The following is a 16,377-nucleotide window of genomic DNA, read 5'->3' as shown; positions in this document are numbered from 1 at the left end:
CAAGCCCAGCATGAACGGATTTTTGCGCGATGATCGATTTCTCCATCCTGTTTGAAGACGGCGAAGCGCTGGTCATCGACAAGCCCGCTGGCCTGCCGCTCGACCGGCCGCGCGCGGGCGGCCCGTGCCTGGAGGATCATCTCGACGATCTGCGGTTCGGCTTCCAGCGCGAACCTTTCCCGGTCCACCGGCTCGATCGCGATACGTCGGGCTGCCTGCTGCTGGCGCGCAATCCCAAGGCGCTGAAGCGCTTTTCCGCCGCGTTCGAGGCGCGGCAGGTGGGCAAGGTCTATCTGGGCGTGGTCGCGGGGCCGGTGGAGGGCGAAAGTGGCACGGTGAGCCTCAGCCTGTCCAAGGTCAGCACTGAAAAGGACGGCTGGCGGATGATCCCGGCCAAGAAGGGCAAGCCCGCCGTCACCCACTGGCGGGTGGTGGATCGGCGCGACGCGCTGACTCTGGTGGAATTCCGCCCCGAAACCGGCCGCACCCACCAGATTCGCGTGCACGCCCTGGCGGGGCTGGGCCATGCGCTGGTGGGCGATCCCGTGTACGGAAACGGCAAGGGTGCCAAGCGGACGATGCTGCACGCCGCCGCGCTCACCGTCCCGCGTGAAGGCAAGCCGCCGATCGAAGCGCAGTCGCCCTTGCCGCCGGATTTCCACGCGCTGGGATTCGATCTTGGCTGACGATGCCGACCAGATCATCGCCCGGGCGCTGCCGCTGATCGAGGAAAGCTTCATCGCGGCCGCCGGGCCGGGCGGGCAGAACGTCAACAAGGTGGCGACGGCGGTGCAGGTGCGGCTCGACGTGTTCGCGCTGCGCCTCTCGCCGCCGGTGTTCCACCGCCTGAAGGAACTGGCCGGCAGCAAGTTCACCGCGAAGGGCGAGATCGTGCTGACCGCGCGCAGCCACCGCACGCAGGAAGCCAACCGCGAGGATGCGCGCAAGCGCCTGGCTGACTTGTTGCGCGAGGCGACGAACCTGCCGGAAAAGCGCGCCAAGTCCCGCCTCAACCGCGTGGGCAAGACCGCACGGCTGGAAGGCAAGAAGAAGCGCGGCGCGGTGAAGGCCGGGCGTGGCAAGGTGCGGCTGGATTGAAGCGGCGCCGCAGCCGTCGCGTCCTTATCCCGCTGTAGCGTCCCTATCCGGCGGTCGCTCCCATCACCGCGCGGCCATCGGCGGCATAGGCGCCCATTTCGTAGCCCGCATCCGCCCGGCGGAAGGCAAGGTGCAGCGGCTCGTCCGCCACGGCCGGCGAAAGCCCGCGAAAGGCGAAGCGTTCCAGCACGTTGTCGCCCAGTTGCCGCCGGGCGAGATCGAGCAGCAGCGTGGCGGTCAGCGGCCCGTGGACGACCAGCCCGCGATAGCCTTCCTCGCCCGTGGCGTAAGGCCGGTCGTAATGGATGCGGTGGCTGTTGAAGGTGAGCGCGGAATAGCGGAACAGCAGCGCCGCATCCGGCTCCACCGTGCGCACCGCATCCCATGCCGCAGGATCGAACCGGCCTTCCCCCAGGGGCGGCGGGGCGGGCGGGGTGCCGGCGGGCGCGGGTTCACGATAGACGATCGACTGCACCTCGCGCACGGCGGGCACGCCATCGCCCAGCGTCTCGTGCGCCACGTCTACGAACACCAGATGGCCCGACCCCCCCTGCTTGGGCGTTACCGACAGCACGCGCGAACGCCGCTCGACCGCTTCGCCCGCGCGCAGCGCGCGCAGGAACTCGACCTTGCTCGATGCCCACATCCGGCGCGGCAGCGGCACCGGGGGCAGGAAACCCTCCGGGCCGTCGTCGCGGCGGGGGTGGCCGTCCGGCCCCAGCGCGGCGGTGGGGGCATCGGGCAGGCACAGGCACCAGTGCAGGCCCTGCGGTGCGGCGCCGCCGACCGGGGCCGCGCGGTCGAGCGTGGCGCACCAGCGCGCCAGCAGGCCCGCGTCCACCCGGTCGGAGCGGGTTTCCTCCCGCCCGACCCATGCCGCCCATTCGCTCATCGGCTCGATCCGCCTTTCAATTGCGTCCGCCCACCAGGCCGCGGGCGATCACCTGCGCCTGGATTTCGGCCGCGCCTTCGAAGATGTTGAGGATGCGCGCGTCGCACAGCACGCGGCTGATTTCGTATTCCAGCGCATAGCCGTTACCGCCGTGGATCTGCAACGCGGCATCGGCGTTGGACCACGCCGCGCGCGCCGCCAGAAGCTTGGCCATGCCGGCCTCGATATCGCAGCGCTTGCCCGAATCCTTGGCGCGCGCGGCGGCGTAGGAAAGTTCGCGGGCCATGACGAAATCGACGAGGCTCATCGCCAGCTTGTCGGCCACGCGCGGGAAGTGGACGATCGCCTTGCCGAACTGCCGGCGCGTCAAGGCATAGTCCAGCCCCAGCTCCAGCGCGCGGCGGGCAACGCCCACGGCGCGGGCGGCGGTCTGGATGCGCGCGCCTTCGAAGGTGCGCATCAACTGCTTGAAGCCCATGCCCTCCTCGCCGCCCAGCAGGGCGTCGGCCGGCGCGCGCATTCCGTCGAACTGGAGCGCGTATTCGCGCATCCCGCGATAGCCCAGTACTTCGATCTCGCTGCCGGTCATGCCGGGGGCGGGGAAGGGATCGGCTTCGGTTCCGCGCGGCTTGGGCACCAGCAGCATCGACAGGCCGGCATAGCCCTTCGCGTCCGGCACCGTGCGCGCCAGCAGCGTCATCAGGTCGGACCGGCTGGCGTGGGTGATCCAGGTCTTCGCCCCGACGATCACCCAGTCTTCGCCGTCGAACCGCGCGCGCGTCTGCAACGAACCGAGGTCCGATCCGACATCGGGTTCGGTGAACACGGCGGTCGGCAGCACCGCGCCGCTGGCGATGCGGGGCAGCCAGTGCGCCTTCTGTTCGTCCGTGCCGCCCATCGCGATCAGCTCGCCGGCGATTTCGGAGCGCGTGCCGAGCGAACCGGCACCGATCCACCCGCGCGAAAGCTCCTCGGTGACAAGGCACATCACCAGCTTGTTGAGGCCGAGCCCCCCGAACGCTTCGGGGATGCACACGCCGAACGTGCCGAGATCGGCCATCGCCTGCACCGTGGCATCGGGGATCAGCGCGTTGGCGAGGTGCCACTGGTGCGCGTGCGGCAGGATTTCCGCCTCGGTGAACTTGCGGAACTGGTCGCGGATCGCGTCGAGATCGGCATCGTGGAACGTCTCGCTCGGCCACTTCCCTTCGGCGAGCGCGGCGACGAGGGTGGCGCGCGTGGCGGCGTGATCGGCATCGAGCAGACCGGCGCAGGCTTCCGCCAGCGCGCGCGCGGCAGGGCCAAGGCCAAGGTCCGCCGGACGGAACAGCTCGTTCTGCCCCATCGGCAGCCCGCCGGCGAGCTGGGCCAGCGTTTCGGCGAAGGCCAGTCGGCCGACCAGCGCGTCGACCGGGTTGGTGTCGTCATTGGCAGCCAGCCAGCCGTGGATCGCTTCGAGCGCGGCCACGCTCGTCGCCACCCAGGCGAAGCCGTGGGCGGCGCGCTGTTCGGCGTCGATCGGCCGCGTCGCCAGCCGGTCGGCCAGGGCGCCCTGAGCCGCCGCGCGATAGGCGCGCGCGGCCTCCAGCGCGGCTTGTGTCGTCACGCCCGTTCGAACACCGCGGCGATGCCCTGCCCGCCGCCGATGCACATCGTTTCGAGGCCATAGCGCCCGCCACGCCGCACCAGTTCGCGGGTCAGGTTGGCAAGGATGCGCCCGCCGGTGGCGCCGATCGGATGGCCGAGCGAGATGCCCGATCCGTTGACGTTGAGCATCTCGTTGCGGCTGTCGTCCTCGCTCCAACCCCAGCCCTTGAGCACGGCCAGCACTTGCGGCGCGAAGGCTTCGTTCAGCTCGACCAGATCGATGTCGGACCAGCCGAGGCCGGTGCGCGCGAACAGGCGCTCCACCGCCGGGACCGGGCCGATCCCCATGCGGCTGGGATCGCAGCCGGCGGCGGCCCACGAATGGAACCACGCGATCGGTTCGAGGCCCAGTTCGGCCAGCTTGTCCTCGGCCACGACCAGGCAGGCGGCCGCCGCGTCGTTCTGCTGGCTGGCGTTGCCCGCCGTCACCACGCCGCCTTCCAGCGCGCGCAGCTTGCCCAGCGTTTCCAGGCTGGCGTCCGGGCGATAGCCTTCGTCGTGATCGAACAGCACCGGATCGCCCTTCTTCTGCGGCACGGGCACCGGCACCAGTTCGTCGGCGAACAGGCCGCTGGCCCAGGCCGCCGTCGCGCGCTGATGGCTGCGCACGGCATAGGCATCGGCCTGTTCGCGCGTGATGCCATAGTCCTTGGCGAGGTTTTCCGCCGTCTCGATCATGCCGGTGATCACGCCGAAGCGCTCCACCGGCTGCGACATCACGCGGCCGCGCGTCAGCCGGTCGTGCAGCGTCAGGCTGCCGGCGCGCACGCCCTTGCGCACGTCGGTGGTGTAGTGTTCGACGTTCGACATCGATTCGACGCCGCCGGCCACGACCACGTCCGAAGCGCCGGTCTGGACCATCATCGCCGCGTTGACGATCGCCTGCAGGCCCGATCCGCAGCGCCGGTCGAGCTGGTAGCCCGGCACCTCCAGCGGCAGGTCCGCCGCCAGCCACGACCAGTGCGCGATGCACGGCGCTTCGCCGCTGCCATAGCCTTGCGCGAAGACGACATCGTCCACCCGTGCGGGATCGATCTTCGTCCGTTCGACAAGTGCCTTGAGGATCACCGCGCCGAGCTGGCCGGCGGTGAGGCCGGACAGCGCCCCCCCGAACTTGCCGACGGGGGTGCGGATCGGGGCGACGATGGCGGCGCGGCGCAGGGTCATCAGGATTCTCCGGTTGGGGCGGTGCCGACGATGCCGGCATCGATCAGGCGGGCGATTTCGCCCGACGAAAGGTTGAGCCGCGTGGCCAGCACTTCTTCGGAATGCTGGCCGTTGCGCGGGGCGGGCCGGGGCGGCTGGCGGTCGGCCTGGGGCAGCGTGGCGAAGGCGCCCGCCGCCGGATAGGTAAAGCCGCTGGGGTTATCGCAGGCGCCGAACACGGGATTGTCGGCCACCAGCGCGCGATCCTCGACCGCTTCCAGCATCGTGCGATAGGCGGAATGGACGATGCCGGCGGCATCGAACGCGGCGGCCAGGTCTGCGTGCGCGCGCGCGCCGATCGCGCGTTCGAACAGGGGATAGAGCGCATCGCGGTGGGTGAAGCGCAGCCCGTCGTCCTTCGCGAAGGACACACCGCGTTCCGCCTCGATCGCGGCAATGGCACCGCCAAGGTCCAGCGCGGTGACGAGATTGGTCCACTGGCGCGGGGTGACCACCACGATCATCGTGCGCACGCCGTCGGCGGTCATGAAATCGCGCCCGAACAGGCCATAGACGGCATTGCCCAAGCGCGGCCGGTTGGCGTTTTCGTACAGCACTTCGGCCACGCTGCCGAGATTGGCGGCGGTGCCGATGGCGACGTCGGACAGCGGAATCCGTACCTCGCCGCCCGCGCCCGAAGTTTCGCGCCGGCGGATCGCGGCAAGCAGCGCGAAGGCCGCATAGGCGCCGCTCAACAGGTCCCACGCGGGCAGGACGTGGTTGACCGGGTCCGGGCCGGGGCCGGTCATCATCGGATAGCCGACCGCGTTGTTGACCGTGTAGTCCAGCGCGGGCGAACCGTCCGCCCAGCCCATCACGCGCACGGTGATCAGGTCCGCGCGGCCCTGTGCCAGCACGTCATGCGCCATGAAGCCGCCGATCGGGAAGTTGGTGATGACCTGCCCCGTCGCGCGGATCAGTTCCTGCAGCAGCGCGCGCCCTTCGGGCCGGCCCAGATCGAGCGCGACCGACCGCTTGGCGCGGTTGAGATTTTCCCAATAGAGCGAATCGTTGTTGGCGGTGACCGGCCAGCGGCGGAAATCCGGGCCGCCGCCAATCTGGTCCACGCGGATCACGTCCGCGCCCATCTGCGCGCAATAGAGACCAGCGGTGGGCGAGGCGACGAACGACGACGCCTCGATCACCGACAGGCCGCCAAGGAGATCGTACACCCGCTGCGTCCCCCTCAGCCTTGCGCGCCGGCGGCGAAATCGCGCAGCATCTGCTTGGCGATCACCAGTTGCATGATCTGCGTGGTGCCTTCGTAGATGCGGTAGATGCGGCTGTCGCGGAAGAAGCGTTCGGCTTCGTACTCCGCGAGGTAGCCCGCACCGCCGTGGACCTGCACGCAGCGATCGGCAACGCGGCCGCACATCTCGCTGGCGAACATCTTGAAGGCGGCGGCTTCGAGCAGGATCTTGCGCCCTTCGTCCGCCTTGCGGATGGCATCGCGCATCATGCATTCGGCGGCGTAGATTTCGGCGTGGCTGTCCGCCAGCATCGCCTGGATCAGCTGGAAGTTGGCGATCGGTTCGCCGAACGCCTTGCGTTCCGTGGCATAGCGCACGGCGGTATCCAGGATGCGCCGGGCATAGGCGGTGCTCGCCGCGCCCACCGAAAGGCGGCCGTTGTCGAGGCTCTGCATCGCCGTGGCGAAGCCCTTGCCTTCCTCGCCACCCAGCAACGCGTCGCCGGGCACGAACACGTCCTCCAGGATGATGTCGGCGATGTGGCTGCCGGACTGGCCCATCTTTTTGTCGGACTTGCCCACCGTGACGCCGGCCGTGTCCATCGGAACGAGAAAGGCCGAGACATGCGCGTTGCGGGGCAGATTCTCCTTCGCGGTGCGCGCCATGATCAGCGCGACTTTCGCGAAGGGGGCATTGGTGATGTAGCGCTTGGTGCCGTTGAGCACATAGCCGTTGCCCGAACGGACGGCGGTGGTCTGCAGCCCCGCCGAATCCGATCCCGATCCCGGCTCGGTCAACCCGAAGCTCGCGATCTCGCCAGCGGCGAGGCGGGGAAGCCAGGTGGCCTTCTGCTCCTCCGTGCCGCCGTTCTTGATCGCGGAGCAGACCATGCCGAGGTTGATCGACACGATCGAGCGGTAGGCCGGCATGGCATAGCTCAGTGTGTGGATGGTCTCGATATATTGCGACACGTTCATGCCCGCGCCGCCGTATTCCTCGGGCATGGTCAGGCCGAACAGACCCATCTCGCGCATTTCGTCCAGCAGGTCGTCGGGGATGCGATCCTGGGCGATCACCTCCGCTTCGGCCGGCACCAGCCGTTCGCGGACGTAGCGCTTCAGCTGGTCGAGAAACTGTTCGAAGACATCGGCATCCATGCCGGGGTTCACCGTGCTCACCGGGCCTCTCCTCAAACCGGATCGTAGGGGAAGACGTGGGCCGAAACCTCGTCGGCGCGCGCGAAGGCGGGGCGGAACGCGGGGATCAGCTCTTCCGCGATCGCTTCGGGCGTCCAGCCTTCCAGCTTGACCATCGAACGGACCGGGCGCGGCTTGTTGAACAGCACGATCTCGTTCTTGCGCACCGCAAAGATCTGGTTGGTCACGTCCTTCGCCGCGTCGGAGGCGAGATAGGCGACCAGCGGGGCGATCTTGTCCGCGCTCATCGTCTTCATCCGTTCGACGCGCAGCTTCTGCTCGGGCGTTTCGGCGGGGATTGAGGCGGTCATCCGGCTCCACGCGAACGGCGCGATGCAGTTCGAGCGCACGCCCCAGCGCGCCATGTCGAGCGCGATCGAATGCGACAGAGCGACAAGGCCGAGCTTGGCCGCCGAATAGTTGGCCTGCCCCACATTGCCGATCAGCCCGCTGGTGGAGGTGAAGTGGATGAAGCTGCCCGATTGCTGCTCGCGGAAATAGGGCGTTGCCGCCTTGGAAACGTTGAACGCGCCGGTCAGGTTGACGTCGATCACGCTGGTCCAGTCCTCGTAGGACATCTTGTGCCAGATGGTGTCGCGCAGGATGCCGGCGTTGTTCACCACCGCGTCGATCCGCCCGAACCGCTGCACCGCATCCTCGACGATCGAGGCGGCGGCCTTGGGGTCGGCCACGTTGGCGAGGTTGGCCCAGGCCTTGCTGCCCGCCGCGCGGATATCGTTGACGGTGGTGTCCGCCGGCCCGGCATCCCCGCCGTCGCCGCCTTGCGCCACGCCGGGATCGTTGACCACTACGGCCGCGCCGTGCCGGGCGCAGAGCAGTGCGATTTCGCGACCGATGCCACGGCCCGCACCCGTTACCGCGACGACCTTGCCTTCCAGGATTCCGGACAACGATTCTCTCCAGTCGGTTCGATGCCGAAGCTAAACGTGCAGGCGGATAAATTCAATATTGGGAATTGTTTTTCATCATTATGAAAAATATGATGCCGTCATGTCCGGTCCTGTCCGCTCGCTTTCCCAAGGGTTCACCATTCTGCGCCTGTTGGCTGTGCGCGAAGCGCTGACTTTGTCCGACATCTGCCGGGAAACCGGTCTCAGCCCCTCGAGCGGACTGAATCTGCTGCGCACGCTGGTGGCCGAAGGGGCGGTCGATCGCGATACCGGCGGCAAGCGCTACCGGCTGGCGGCGGGCTGGGGCGATCTTGGGGTGCTGCAGGCGAACGCGGTTTCGCGTTTCGCCGCTCGCGTCCGGCCCTTGCTGGCGCGGTTCGCTGCCGCGCACGACGCCACCGCCGGGCTATGGCAGGTGCAGGCCGGGGAGCGCCTGTCGCTGATCGCGCTGGGCGAAAGCGGGGCGGAGACCCGCATCCACATGGTCGAAGGCCAGCGTCAACCGCTGGGCGGGGGTGCCGCCGGGCGGGCGCTGGCGGCGGCGGAAGCGCTGGGCCGGGATGATCTCGCCGCCCGCTTCGCAAGGGTGCGCTGGCGTACCCCGCTGGGCTTCACCACCTGGCTGGGTCAGGTCGCCGAAGCGGTCCAGCGCGGCTATGCGGTGGACGACGGCTACATTCACGCCGGCGTCTGTTCGGTGGGCGTCGTCGTGCCCGCTGCGCCGGTGCGGTTCTGCCTTTCGGCAACGATCTTCGCCGGATCGCGCGATGCCGCCGCGCTCGACGAGCTGGGGCGGGCGCTCAGTGCGCTGGCGCGTCGGCCCGAGCTGAGGCTTGAACCGGCGGGGTAGCGGCGGCCGCGCTGGCGCTGGCCTGCGGCACGTCCGCGTCCGTCGTGGGTGGGGCTGGCCGCTTTTCCAGCATTTCGGCGGCTTCGTCGAGCGCGCGGGCTTCGCCCACGGTCACGCCGCCCGGCCCCGGATCGGTGTCCTTCTGGCCGCAGCTCGCCAGGGCTAGCAGCGGGAGAAGATACGGCGCCCGGTTGAGGGCGGGTTTGAGGGCGCGCATCGCGATACTCCGGAAAGGCAAGGAAAAGGGGCGGAGATTCCCATCTGCCGCCCCCTTCGTTCTCGAGAATCCGTGCTGCGCCCCGCCGGTGCGGTCGGGGCGCACGGGATCACATCTTCTTTTCGGCGTCCGCCGCGGCGTCGGCGGCGGCCTTCTTGACGTCGGCAGCGGCGGCGGCGGCGCTGTCAGCTGCGTTGCGCGCGGCATCTTCTGCCGAAAGCGGCGTGGCATCGGCGGCGGGCGCTTCCACCGGCGCGGCGGCAGCCGAGGTATCGACCGCGGGCAGTTCCTCGGCCGGCATCTCGACGTTGTCGGTGGCGGCGGCTTCGGTGGCGTCCTCGGACTTGCCGCACGCGCTGAGCGAAAGGGCAGCGGCGCAGGCGATGGCGGTGAAGGCGATCTTCTTCATGGGGTCCCTCTACTGTATTTCCGTTCGGGCGCGTTCTATCGGCGTGGCGGGGCCAAGGCAAACCACAAAAGGGACCTGCGCCGCCGACACGTCGCTGATAAGGGGTTTAGGTAGCAACCCTAACGACTGATATAAAGAAGTCTTTATGTGGCTTGATTGATATAAAGACTTCTTTATATGGTGCCTTCATGACCCTGCTCGACACTCTTCGTGCCCTGGCCGATCCCACGCGATTGCGGATCATGCGGCTGCTGGCCAGCATGGAGCTGGCCGTGGGGGAGCTGGCGCAAGTGCTGGGGCAAAGCCAGCCGCGCGTTTCGCGCCATGTGAAGATCCTGTGCGATGCCGGGCTGGCCGAGCGCCGCCGCGAAGGCGGATGGGTGTTCCTGCGCGCCGCGATCGGCAGCGATGCCGATACCGGGGGCGAGAGCGCCGCGATCGGGGTGGTGGTGGCCCGCCTGCTGGCCGTGGCGGAAGAGACGGATGCCGGGTTCGGCCTGCGCTGTTCGGAGGATCGCCAGCATCTCGATGCGGTGCGCGCCCTGCGCGAGACGCATGCCGCCGATTACTTCGCGCGCCATGCCGAGCAATGGGACCACCTGCGCAGCCTGCACATCGCCGACGGCCCGGTGGAAGCCGCGCTGGTAGAGATGCTGGGGCAGGGTGCGGAATCCCCGGCACTGGGCCGCGTGCTGGACGTGGGCACCGGCACCGGGCGCATGGCCGAACTGTTCGCGGCGCGGGCCGATCGTGTGGTGGCGCTCGACAAGAGCCCGGAAATGCTGCGCGTCGCCCGCACCCGGCTCCAGCATCTGCCCGCCGGCCGGGTCGAACTGGTGCAGGGCGATTTCGCGCAACTGCCGTTCGCGCCGGGCAGCTTCGATACCGTGCTGTTCCATCAGGTGCTGCACTATGCGATCGCGCCGGAAGCGGTGCTGGCCGAAGCCGCGCGGGTCACCGCGCCGGGCGGCCGTGTCGCCATCGTCGATTTCGCCGCGCACGACCGCGAGGAACTGCGCACTGCCCATGCCCATGCGCGTCTTGGCTTTTCAGACGCCCAGGTGGAAAAGCTCCTGCTCGATGCGGGGTTCAAACCCGATGGCGAACGTGCGCTGCCGGGGCACGAACTGATCGTAAAGGTCTGGACCGGCGTCCGCAGCGCGCACGTCCAGGCTGCTCCGGCCGGCAACGTTACCTCTATCCAGCCCGAACATGCCCGCACCGGGCGGAAGGCCACGTCATGACCACGTCCTACGATCAGCTGCGCGAAGCGCGCACCGCTCTCGATACGCCTTTGTTCGCCGGGCTTCCCGGCGACATTCGCGTGAGCTTCGAATTCTTCCCGCCCAAGACCGACGCGCTGATGACGCAGCTTTGGGATGTGGTGACCACGCTGGCGCCACTGGAGCCGCAGTTCGTTTCGGTGACTTACGGCGCGGGCGGCTCCACGCGCGATCGCACCCACGGCACCGTCGCGCGGATCATTTCCGAAGCGCGCCTGCCGGCCGCCGCGCACCTGACTTGCGTGGACGCCAGCAAGGCGGAAATCCGCGAGGTGGCGGAAGGGTACTGGGAAGCCGGCGTGCGGCATATCGTGGCGCTGCGTGGCGACATGGGCGCACCGGGCGTGCCGTTCACCCCGCACCCCGAAGGCTATGCCAACGCGACGGAACTCGTCGCCGGGCTGAAGGCGATCGCGCCGTTCGAGATTTCGGTCGCGGCCTATCCCGAAAGCCACCCGGATTCGCCCAGCGTCCAGGCGGATATCGACAACCTCAAGCGCAAGCTCGATGCCGGCGCCACGCGCGCGATCAGCCAGTTCTTCTTCGAACCCGAGACGTTCTTCCGCTTCCGTGACAAGCTGGCGGCGGCGGGGATCTATGCGCCGGTGCTGCCGGGTATCCTGCCCGTGTCGAACGTCGCACAGACGCGCAAGTTTGCGGCGGCCTGCGGCGCGGCGATCCCGGCGTGGATGGATGGCCTGTTCGAAGGGCTGGACACGCATCCCGCCTCGCGCCAACTCGTCGCCGCGACGATCGCCGCCGAGTTCTGCCGCCGCCTCTATGCCGGCGGCGTGCGCGATTTCCACTTCTACACGCTCAACCGGGCCGAACTGAGCTACGCGATCTGCCACCTGCTTGGTCTGCGTCCCGGCCGTCCCGCACTGGAAAAGGCCGCATGACTCTCACCCCATCCTCCGCCCGCGCCGCGCTGCTCGATCAGGCGCGCCAGCGCATTCTCATCACCGATGGCGCCTTCGGCACCGAGATCCAGCGCTGGAAGCTGTCCGAGGAGGACTATGCCGGCACGCTGGGGCTGGCCAAGGACCAGAAGGGCAACAACGACATTCTCGCGCTGACCAAGCCCGAAGTGCCCGAATCGATCCACCGCGCCTATTTTGAGGCCGGGGCGGACATCGCCGAAACCAACACGTTCTCGGCCAACCGCATCAGTCAGGCGGATTACGCGGCCGAGCATCTGGTGCGCGAGATCAACCTCGAATCCGCGAAGCTCGCCCGGCGGATCGCCGACGAGTTCGCCGCCAAAGATGGCCGCCCGCGCTTCGTTGCCGGCGCGATCAGTCCGACCAACAAGACGCTGTCGCTCTCGCCCGACGTCAACGACCCCGGCTTCCGCGAGATCGACTGGGATTTCCTGGTCGATGTCTATGCCGAACAGATCGCCGCGCTGGTCGAAGGCGGGGCGGACTTCATCCTGATCGAGACGGTGTTCGATACGCTGAACGCCAAGGCCGGGGTGATGGCGGTGCGCAAGGTGGAGGCGGCGCTGGGCCGCGAAATCCCGATCATGCTGTCGATGACGCTGACCGACCTTTCCGGCCGCAATCTCTCCGGCCACACGGTGGAGGCGTTCTGGTACGCGGTGCGCCATGCCCGGCCGGTCACGATCGGCCTCAACTGCTCGTTCGGCGCCACCCAGCTGCGCCCGCACGTGAAGGCGCTGTCGGAAATCGCCGACACGCTGATCATGGTCTATCCCAACGCCGGCCTGCCCAACGAACTGGGCGAATACGACGAGATGCCGCTGACCACCGCCGGTCTCGTCCGGGAATGGGCCGATCACGGCCAGGTCAACATCCTCGGCGGCTGCTGTGGGTCCACGCCCGATCACATCGCGGCGATGGCCCAGACGGTTGCCGGGCTTGCCCCGCGCGCCTTGCCCCATCCCGATCAGGTCACGCGCCTGGCCGGGCTGGAACCGTTCGTGATGGCGGCGTGAACCAGTTCCCCTCCCGCTAGCGGGAGGGGGCAGGGGTGGGCAGCGCAACGGCGCCCGCTCCAAGAGAAAAGAACCCACCCCCGGCCCCTCCCGCAAGCGGGAGGGGGGAGCATCAGATGACCACCCAAGCCTCTTCCCGTTTCGTCAACGTCGGCGAACGCACCAACGTTACCGGTTCCGCCGCGTTCAAGAAGCTGATCCTCGCGGGGGACTACGCGAAGGCGGTCGAGGTCGCGCGCCAGCAGGTCGAGAACGGCGCGCAGGTGATCGACGTCAACATGGACGAGGGCCTGCTCGACGCGGTCGAGGCGATGACCACGTTCCTCAAGCTGATCGCCGCCGAGCCCGACATCGCGCGCGTGCCGGTGATGATCGACAGCTCCAAGTGGGAGGTGATCGAGGCGGGCCTCAAGTGTGTCTCGGGCAAGCCGATCGTCAATTCGATTTCGATGAAGGAAGGCGAGGAAGCCTTCCTCGATCACGCGCGCAAATGCATGGACTATGGCGCGGCCGTGGTCGTGATGGCCTTCGATGAAAAGGGCCAGGCCGACACCAAGGAGCGCAAGGTCGAAATCTGCAGCCGCGCCTACACGCTGCTGACCGGCATCGGCTTCCCGCCCGAAGACATCGTGTTCGATCCCAACGTCTTCGCCGTTGCCACCGGCATCGAGGAGCACGACCGCTACGCGCTCGATTTCATCGAGGCCACGCGCGAGATCAAGGCGGCCTGCCCGCACGTCCACATCTCCGGCGGCCTGTCCAACCTCTCGTTCTCGTTCCGCGGCAACGAGACGGTGCGGCGCGCCATGCATTCGGTGTTCCTCTACCACGCCATCCCGGCGGGCATGGACATGGCGATCGTCAACGCCGGCCAGCTCGACATCTACGACCAGATCGATCCCGTGCTGCGCGAAGCCTGCGAGGACGTGCTGCTGATGCGCCGGGCAGACGCCACCGAGCGGCTGATCGATCTGGCGGAAAGCTACAAGGGCCAGGACAAGGCGGCCGAGAAGGCGGCCGAGGAATGGCGCGGCTGGGATGTCGTGCGCCGGCTGGAACACGCGCTGGTAAAGGGCATAGACGCCCATATCGTCGACGATACCGAGGAAGCGCGCCAGCAGATCGCCGCGCGCAACGGCCGCCCGATCGAAGTGATCGAAGGCCCGCTGATGGAAGGCATGAACACCGTTGGCGACCTGTTCGGATCGGGCAAGATGTTCCTGCCGCAGGTGGTCAAGTCCGCGCGCGTGATGAAGAAGGCGGTGGCCCACCTGATCCCGTTCATCGAGGCGGAGAAGGACGCCGGCTCCAAGGCCAAGGGCCGCATCGTGATGGCCACGGTCAAGGGCGACGTGCACGATATCGGCAAGAACATCGTCGGCGTCGTGCTGCAGTGCAACGGCTACGAGGTGATCGACCTGGGCGTGATGGTGCCGTGGGCGACGATCCTGCAGGCCGCCAACGAGAACGAGGCCGACATCATCGGCCTCTCGGGCCTCATCACCCCCTCGCTCGACGAGATGGTGACCGTGGCCGAGGAAATGCAGCGCGCCGGCATGACCATCCCGCTGCTGATCGGCGGGGCCACCACCAGCAAGGTCCACACCGCGCTGCGCATCGATCCGGCTTATGACGGCCCGGTGGTCCACGTGCTCGACGCCAGTCGCGCGGTCGGGGTCGCCAGCCAGTTGCTGTCGGATACGCAGCACGATGGCTTCGTGAAGGCGACCGCCGCCGATTACCAGCACGTGCGCGATGCCCGCGCGGGCAAGGGCGGGTCCAAGCTGCTGCCGCTGGCGGATGCGCGCGCCAACGCCTTCGCCCCCGATTTCTCGGAAAAGGCGCCGCCGCCCGAACAGCCGGGCCTGCACGTATTTCCCGAATGGGATCTCGCCGATCTGGTCGACTGTTTCGACTGGACGCCGTTCTTCCGCGCCTGGGAACTGGCCGGCACTTATCCCGCGATCCTCGACGACGCGGTGGTGGGCGAAAGCGCGCGCAACCTCTACGCCGATGCCCGCGCGATGCTCGAAACCATCGTCGCCGAAAAGTGGCTGACGGCCAAGGCTGTCGCCGGGTTCTGGCCCTGCGCCCGCCACGGCGACGACGTGGTGCTGCATCCCGATGACGACGAACGGTCAGTGCGCCTGCCGTTCCTGCGTCAGCAATTCATCAAGAGCCGGGGGCCAAATGGAACGGGGAGGGCCAATTTCTGCCTGGCCGATTTCATCGATCCGGCGGGCGACTGGCTGGGCGGCTTCGCCGTCGGCATCCACGGCATCGAACCGCATCTGGAGCGTTTCAAGGCCGCGCACGACGACTATTCGGACATCCTGCTGAAAGCGCTGGCCGATCGCTTCGCCGAAGCCTTCGCCGAACGCCTGCACCAGCACGTGCGCACGACGCTGTGGGCCTATGCGCCGGGCGAACAGCTGACCAACGAGGCGCTGATCCGGGAACAGTATCGCGGCATCCGTCCCGCGCCCGGCTATCCGGCCTGCCCGGATCACAGCCTGAAGCCGATCCTGTTCGATCTGCTGGGCGCGCAAGAGAACGCCGGGATCGTGCTGACGGAGAGCCAGGCGATGCTGCCCACGGCGGCGGTCTCGGGCTTCTATTTCGCCCACCCGGAAAGCCAGTACTTCGGCGTTGCTACCATCGGGCGCGACCAGCTTGAGGACTACGCCGGCCGGCGCGGGATGGACCTGGCTGCGGCGGAGCGGTGGCTGCGGCCGAATCTGGACTAGGAGTCCGTCAATCGGGGCGATCTGGCGCTACATCGCGCAGCATCCGGACAGGGTGTGAAACGCGGTGAAATGTAGCGAAAAATATTAGAATTCCGCCATTTCGGTCCGTCCTTGCGAGGGCAAGGAGAATAGCCATGTCGATCGGTTCCATTACATCGGCCGTCACGTCGGCCGCCTCGTCCGGCAGCACGCTGGCCAGCCTGTTGCAGACGAGCGGTCTGTCCGCCGACAAGATCAAGATCGTCGAAGGTGATCTCGCCGACACCCAGCAATCGCTGGCGTCGAGCATGTCGGCCAGCGTTTCGGGCACGGTCGACAGCACCGCGTTCCGCGCCGCGATCGATGCGAAGATCGCCGACGATGTCGCTTCGGGCAAGTTGACCGCGAAGGATGCCGAGGCGGTCGGCAAGGCGCTCGATCAGATCGAGGGAACCGCTTCCGGCGCAAGCGCTTCCACCGACGCCAGTGGAGCAGCCTCGGTCACGGCAGCGGCGGCCGGTTCGGCGCGGCCGGCCGGTGGTCATGGTGGAGGCGGTGGGGGCGACACCAAGACCGAAGTCTCGCGCGTGGAAACGGTCGCCGGCGGGATCATGACCACGGTCATCACCTATAGCGACGGCAGCACCGAAACGCAGACCAGCGTGACCACGGAACCCGATACCGGTTCGACAAATGCCACGTCGGGCACCAAGACGGGCAAGAGCGACGAGCAGAAGGCGCAGGACTACCTCGCGTCGCTCCAGCCGGGCACGCTGTTCAACGTGATGGCCTGAT

The 16,377-nt window shown here is 68.0% G+C and carries 16 protein-coding genes; 8 read left to right on the top strand and 8 right to left on the bottom strand.

Annotated elements, in window-relative coordinates; all coding sequences use genetic code 11:
* The first annotated feature begins 29 nt into the window (after positions 1-29).
* Together F1640_RS08410 and arfB are read left to right on the top strand one after the other, a co-directional pair.
* Positions 30-686, top strand: a complete 657-nt coding sequence (locus tag F1640_RS08410; RefSeq protein ID WP_124808170.1) for an RluA family pseudouridine synthase — start codon at positions 30-32, stop codon at positions 684-686.
* Positions 679-1,098, top strand: a complete 420-nt coding sequence (gene arfB / locus F1640_RS08405; RefSeq protein WP_194918683.1) for an alternative ribosome rescue aminoacyl-tRNA hydrolase ArfB — start codon at positions 679-681, stop codon at positions 1,096-1,098. The genes F1640_RS08410 and arfB overlap by 8 nt, the downstream gene beginning before the upstream one ends.
* A gap of 43 nt (positions 1,099-1,141) precedes the next feature.
* Here the strand turns inward: arfB and F1640_RS08400 are convergent, their stop codons facing one another.
* Genes F1640_RS08400 through F1640_RS08375 form a run of 6 tightly spaced genes read right to left on the bottom strand, consistent with a single transcriptional unit; the run spans position 1,142 to position 8,140 of the window.
* Positions 1,142-1,990: a MaoC family dehydratase N-terminal domain-containing protein gene (locus tag F1640_RS08400; protein WP_194918680.1), complete on the bottom strand. Its 849-nt coding sequence runs from the start codon at positions 1,988-1,990 to the stop codon at positions 1,142-1,144.
* 16 nt (positions 1,991-2,006) lie between these two features.
* Positions 2,007-3,596: an acyl-CoA dehydrogenase family protein gene (locus tag F1640_RS08395; RefSeq protein WP_194918678.1), complete on the bottom strand. Its 1,590-nt coding sequence runs from the start codon at positions 3,594-3,596 to the stop codon at positions 2,007-2,009.
* Positions 3,593-4,804 (bottom strand): acetyl-CoA C-acetyltransferase, encoded by a 1,212-nt coding sequence (locus tag F1640_RS08390; RefSeq protein ID WP_194918676.1) that lies wholly within the window; start codon positions 4,802-4,804, stop codon positions 3,593-3,595. Before F1640_RS08390 ends, F1640_RS08395 begins: the two co-directional genes overlap by 4 nt.
* Positions 4,804-6,015 (bottom strand): CoA transferase, encoded by a 1,212-nt coding sequence (locus F1640_RS08385; protein WP_194918674.1) that lies wholly within the window; start codon positions 6,013-6,015, stop codon positions 4,804-4,806. Before F1640_RS08385 ends, F1640_RS08390 begins: the two co-directional genes overlap by 1 nt.
* A 14-nt stretch (positions 6,016-6,029) precedes the next feature.
* Positions 6,030-7,190, bottom strand: coding sequence for an acyl-CoA dehydrogenase family protein (locus F1640_RS08380; RefSeq protein WP_125954157.1), 1,161 nt, complete (start codon positions 7,188-7,190; stop codon positions 6,030-6,032).
* A 32-nt stretch (positions 7,191-7,222) separates the two neighbouring features.
* Entirely contained in the window at positions 7,223-8,140 is a 918-nt protein-coding gene (locus tag F1640_RS08375) for an SDR family NAD(P)-dependent oxidoreductase (protein ID WP_194918673.1), read from the bottom strand.
* Between the two features lie 100 nt (positions 8,141-8,240).
* Between F1640_RS08375 and F1640_RS08370 the strand changes: the two genes are divergently transcribed.
* The gene (locus F1640_RS08370; protein WP_194918671.1) at positions 8,241-8,990 is read left to right on the top strand and encodes a helix-turn-helix domain-containing protein; all 750 of its coding nucleotides are present in this window, start codon (positions 8,241-8,243) and stop codon (positions 8,988-8,990) included.
* Here F1640_RS08370 and F1640_RS08365 read toward each other — a convergent pair.
* Complete coding sequence (locus tag F1640_RS08365) at positions 8,941-9,207, bottom strand: hypothetical protein (protein WP_124808178.1); 267 nt, start codon at positions 9,205-9,207, stop codon at positions 8,941-8,943. The two genes, F1640_RS08370 and F1640_RS08365, sit on opposite strands and share 50 nt — an antisense overlap.
* A 109-nt stretch (positions 9,208-9,316) precedes the next feature.
* Positions 9,317-9,616 (bottom strand): hypothetical protein, encoded by a 300-nt coding sequence (locus tag F1640_RS08360; RefSeq protein WP_124808179.1) that lies wholly within the window; start codon positions 9,614-9,616, stop codon positions 9,317-9,319.
* Positions 9,617-9,804: 188 nt separating this feature from the next.
* Between F1640_RS08360 and F1640_RS08355 the strand changes: the two genes are divergently transcribed.
* The 5 genes from F1640_RS08355 to F1640_RS08335 all read left to right on the top strand — a co-directional run bounded on the left by F1640_RS08355 (position 9,805) and on the right by F1640_RS08335 (position 16,376).
* The gene (locus tag F1640_RS08355) at positions 9,805-10,860 is read left to right on the top strand and encodes a metalloregulator ArsR/SmtB family transcription factor (RefSeq protein WP_194918669.1); all 1,056 of its coding nucleotides are present in this window, start codon (positions 9,805-9,807) and stop codon (positions 10,858-10,860) included.
* Positions 10,857-11,798 carry a methylenetetrahydrofolate reductase [NAD(P)H] gene (gene metF / locus F1640_RS08350; RefSeq protein WP_194918667.1) on the top strand — a complete coding sequence of 314 codons (942 nt, stop codon included), beginning with the start codon at positions 10,857-10,859 and terminating at the stop codon, positions 11,796-11,798. Before F1640_RS08355 ends, metF begins: the two co-directional genes overlap by 4 nt.
* On the top strand, positions 11,795-12,856 hold the full coding sequence (locus F1640_RS08345; RefSeq protein WP_194918665.1) for a homocysteine S-methyltransferase family protein: 1,062 nt from the start codon (positions 11,795-11,797) through the stop codon (positions 12,854-12,856). The genes metF and F1640_RS08345 overlap by 4 nt, the downstream gene beginning before the upstream one ends.
* Before the next feature lie 116 nt (positions 12,857-12,972).
* Complete coding sequence (gene metH, locus F1640_RS08340) at positions 12,973-15,603, top strand: methionine synthase (protein WP_194918663.1); 2,631 nt, start codon at positions 12,973-12,975, stop codon at positions 15,601-15,603.
* 134 nt (positions 15,604-15,737) lie between these two features.
* Positions 15,738-16,376: a hypothetical protein gene (locus F1640_RS08335; RefSeq protein ID WP_194918661.1), complete on the top strand. Its 639-nt coding sequence runs from the start codon at positions 15,738-15,740 to the stop codon at positions 16,374-16,376.
* Position 16,377 lies beyond the last annotated feature (1 nt).

The sequence above is a fragment of the Novosphingobium sp. NBM11 genome (assembly GCF_015390225.1).
Lineage (GTDB): Bacteria > Pseudomonadota > Alphaproteobacteria > Sphingomonadales > Sphingomonadaceae > Novosphingobium.
The sequence above is the reverse complement of the archived record's forward strand: the minus strand, read 5'-3'. Positions and strand labels throughout refer to the sequence as shown.

What these genes read in the sequence shown, in the direction of transcription:
- F1640_RS08410 (WP_124808170.1), top strand. Translation starts at nt 30, where the DNA reads ATGATCGATTTCTCCATCCTGTTTGAAGACGGCGAAGCGCTGGTCATC.
- F1640_RS08400 (WP_194918680.1), bottom strand. Translation starts at nt 1,990, where the DNA reads ATGAGCGAATGGGCGGCATGGGTCGGGCGGGAGGAAACCCGCTCCGAC.
- F1640_RS08390 (WP_194918676.1), bottom strand. Translation starts at nt 4,804, where the DNA reads ATGACCCTGCGCCGCGCCGCCATCGTCGCCCCGATCCGCACCCCCGTC.
- F1640_RS08380 (WP_125954157.1), bottom strand. Translation starts at nt 7,190, where the DNA reads ATGGATGCCGATGTCTTCGAACAGTTTCTCGACCAGCTGAAGCGCTAC.
- F1640_RS08370 (WP_194918671.1), top strand. Translation starts at nt 8,241, where the DNA reads ATGTCCGGTCCTGTCCGCTCGCTTTCCCAAGGGTTCACCATTCTGCGC.
- F1640_RS08365 (WP_124808178.1), bottom strand. Translation starts at nt 9,207, where the DNA reads ATGCGCGCCCTCAAACCCGCCCTCAACCGGGCGCCGTATCTTCTCCCG.
- F1640_RS08360 (WP_124808179.1), bottom strand. Translation starts at nt 9,616, where the DNA reads ATGAAGAAGATCGCCTTCACCGCCATCGCCTGCGCCGCTGCCCTTTCG.
- F1640_RS08355 (WP_194918669.1), top strand. Translation starts at nt 9,805, where the DNA reads ATGACCCTGCTCGACACTCTTCGTGCCCTGGCCGATCCCACGCGATTG.
- metF (WP_194918667.1), top strand. Translation starts at nt 10,857, where the DNA reads ATGACCACGTCCTACGATCAGCTGCGCGAAGCGCGCACCGCTCTCGAT.
- F1640_RS08345 (WP_194918665.1), top strand. Translation starts at nt 11,795, where the DNA reads ATGACTCTCACCCCATCCTCCGCCCGCGCCGCGCTGCTCGATCAGGCG.
- metH (WP_194918663.1), top strand. Translation starts at nt 12,973, where the DNA reads ATGACCACCCAAGCCTCTTCCCGTTTCGTCAACGTCGGCGAACGCACC.
- F1640_RS08335 (WP_194918661.1), top strand. Translation starts at nt 15,738, where the DNA reads ATGTCGATCGGTTCCATTACATCGGCCGTCACGTCGGCCGCCTCGTCC.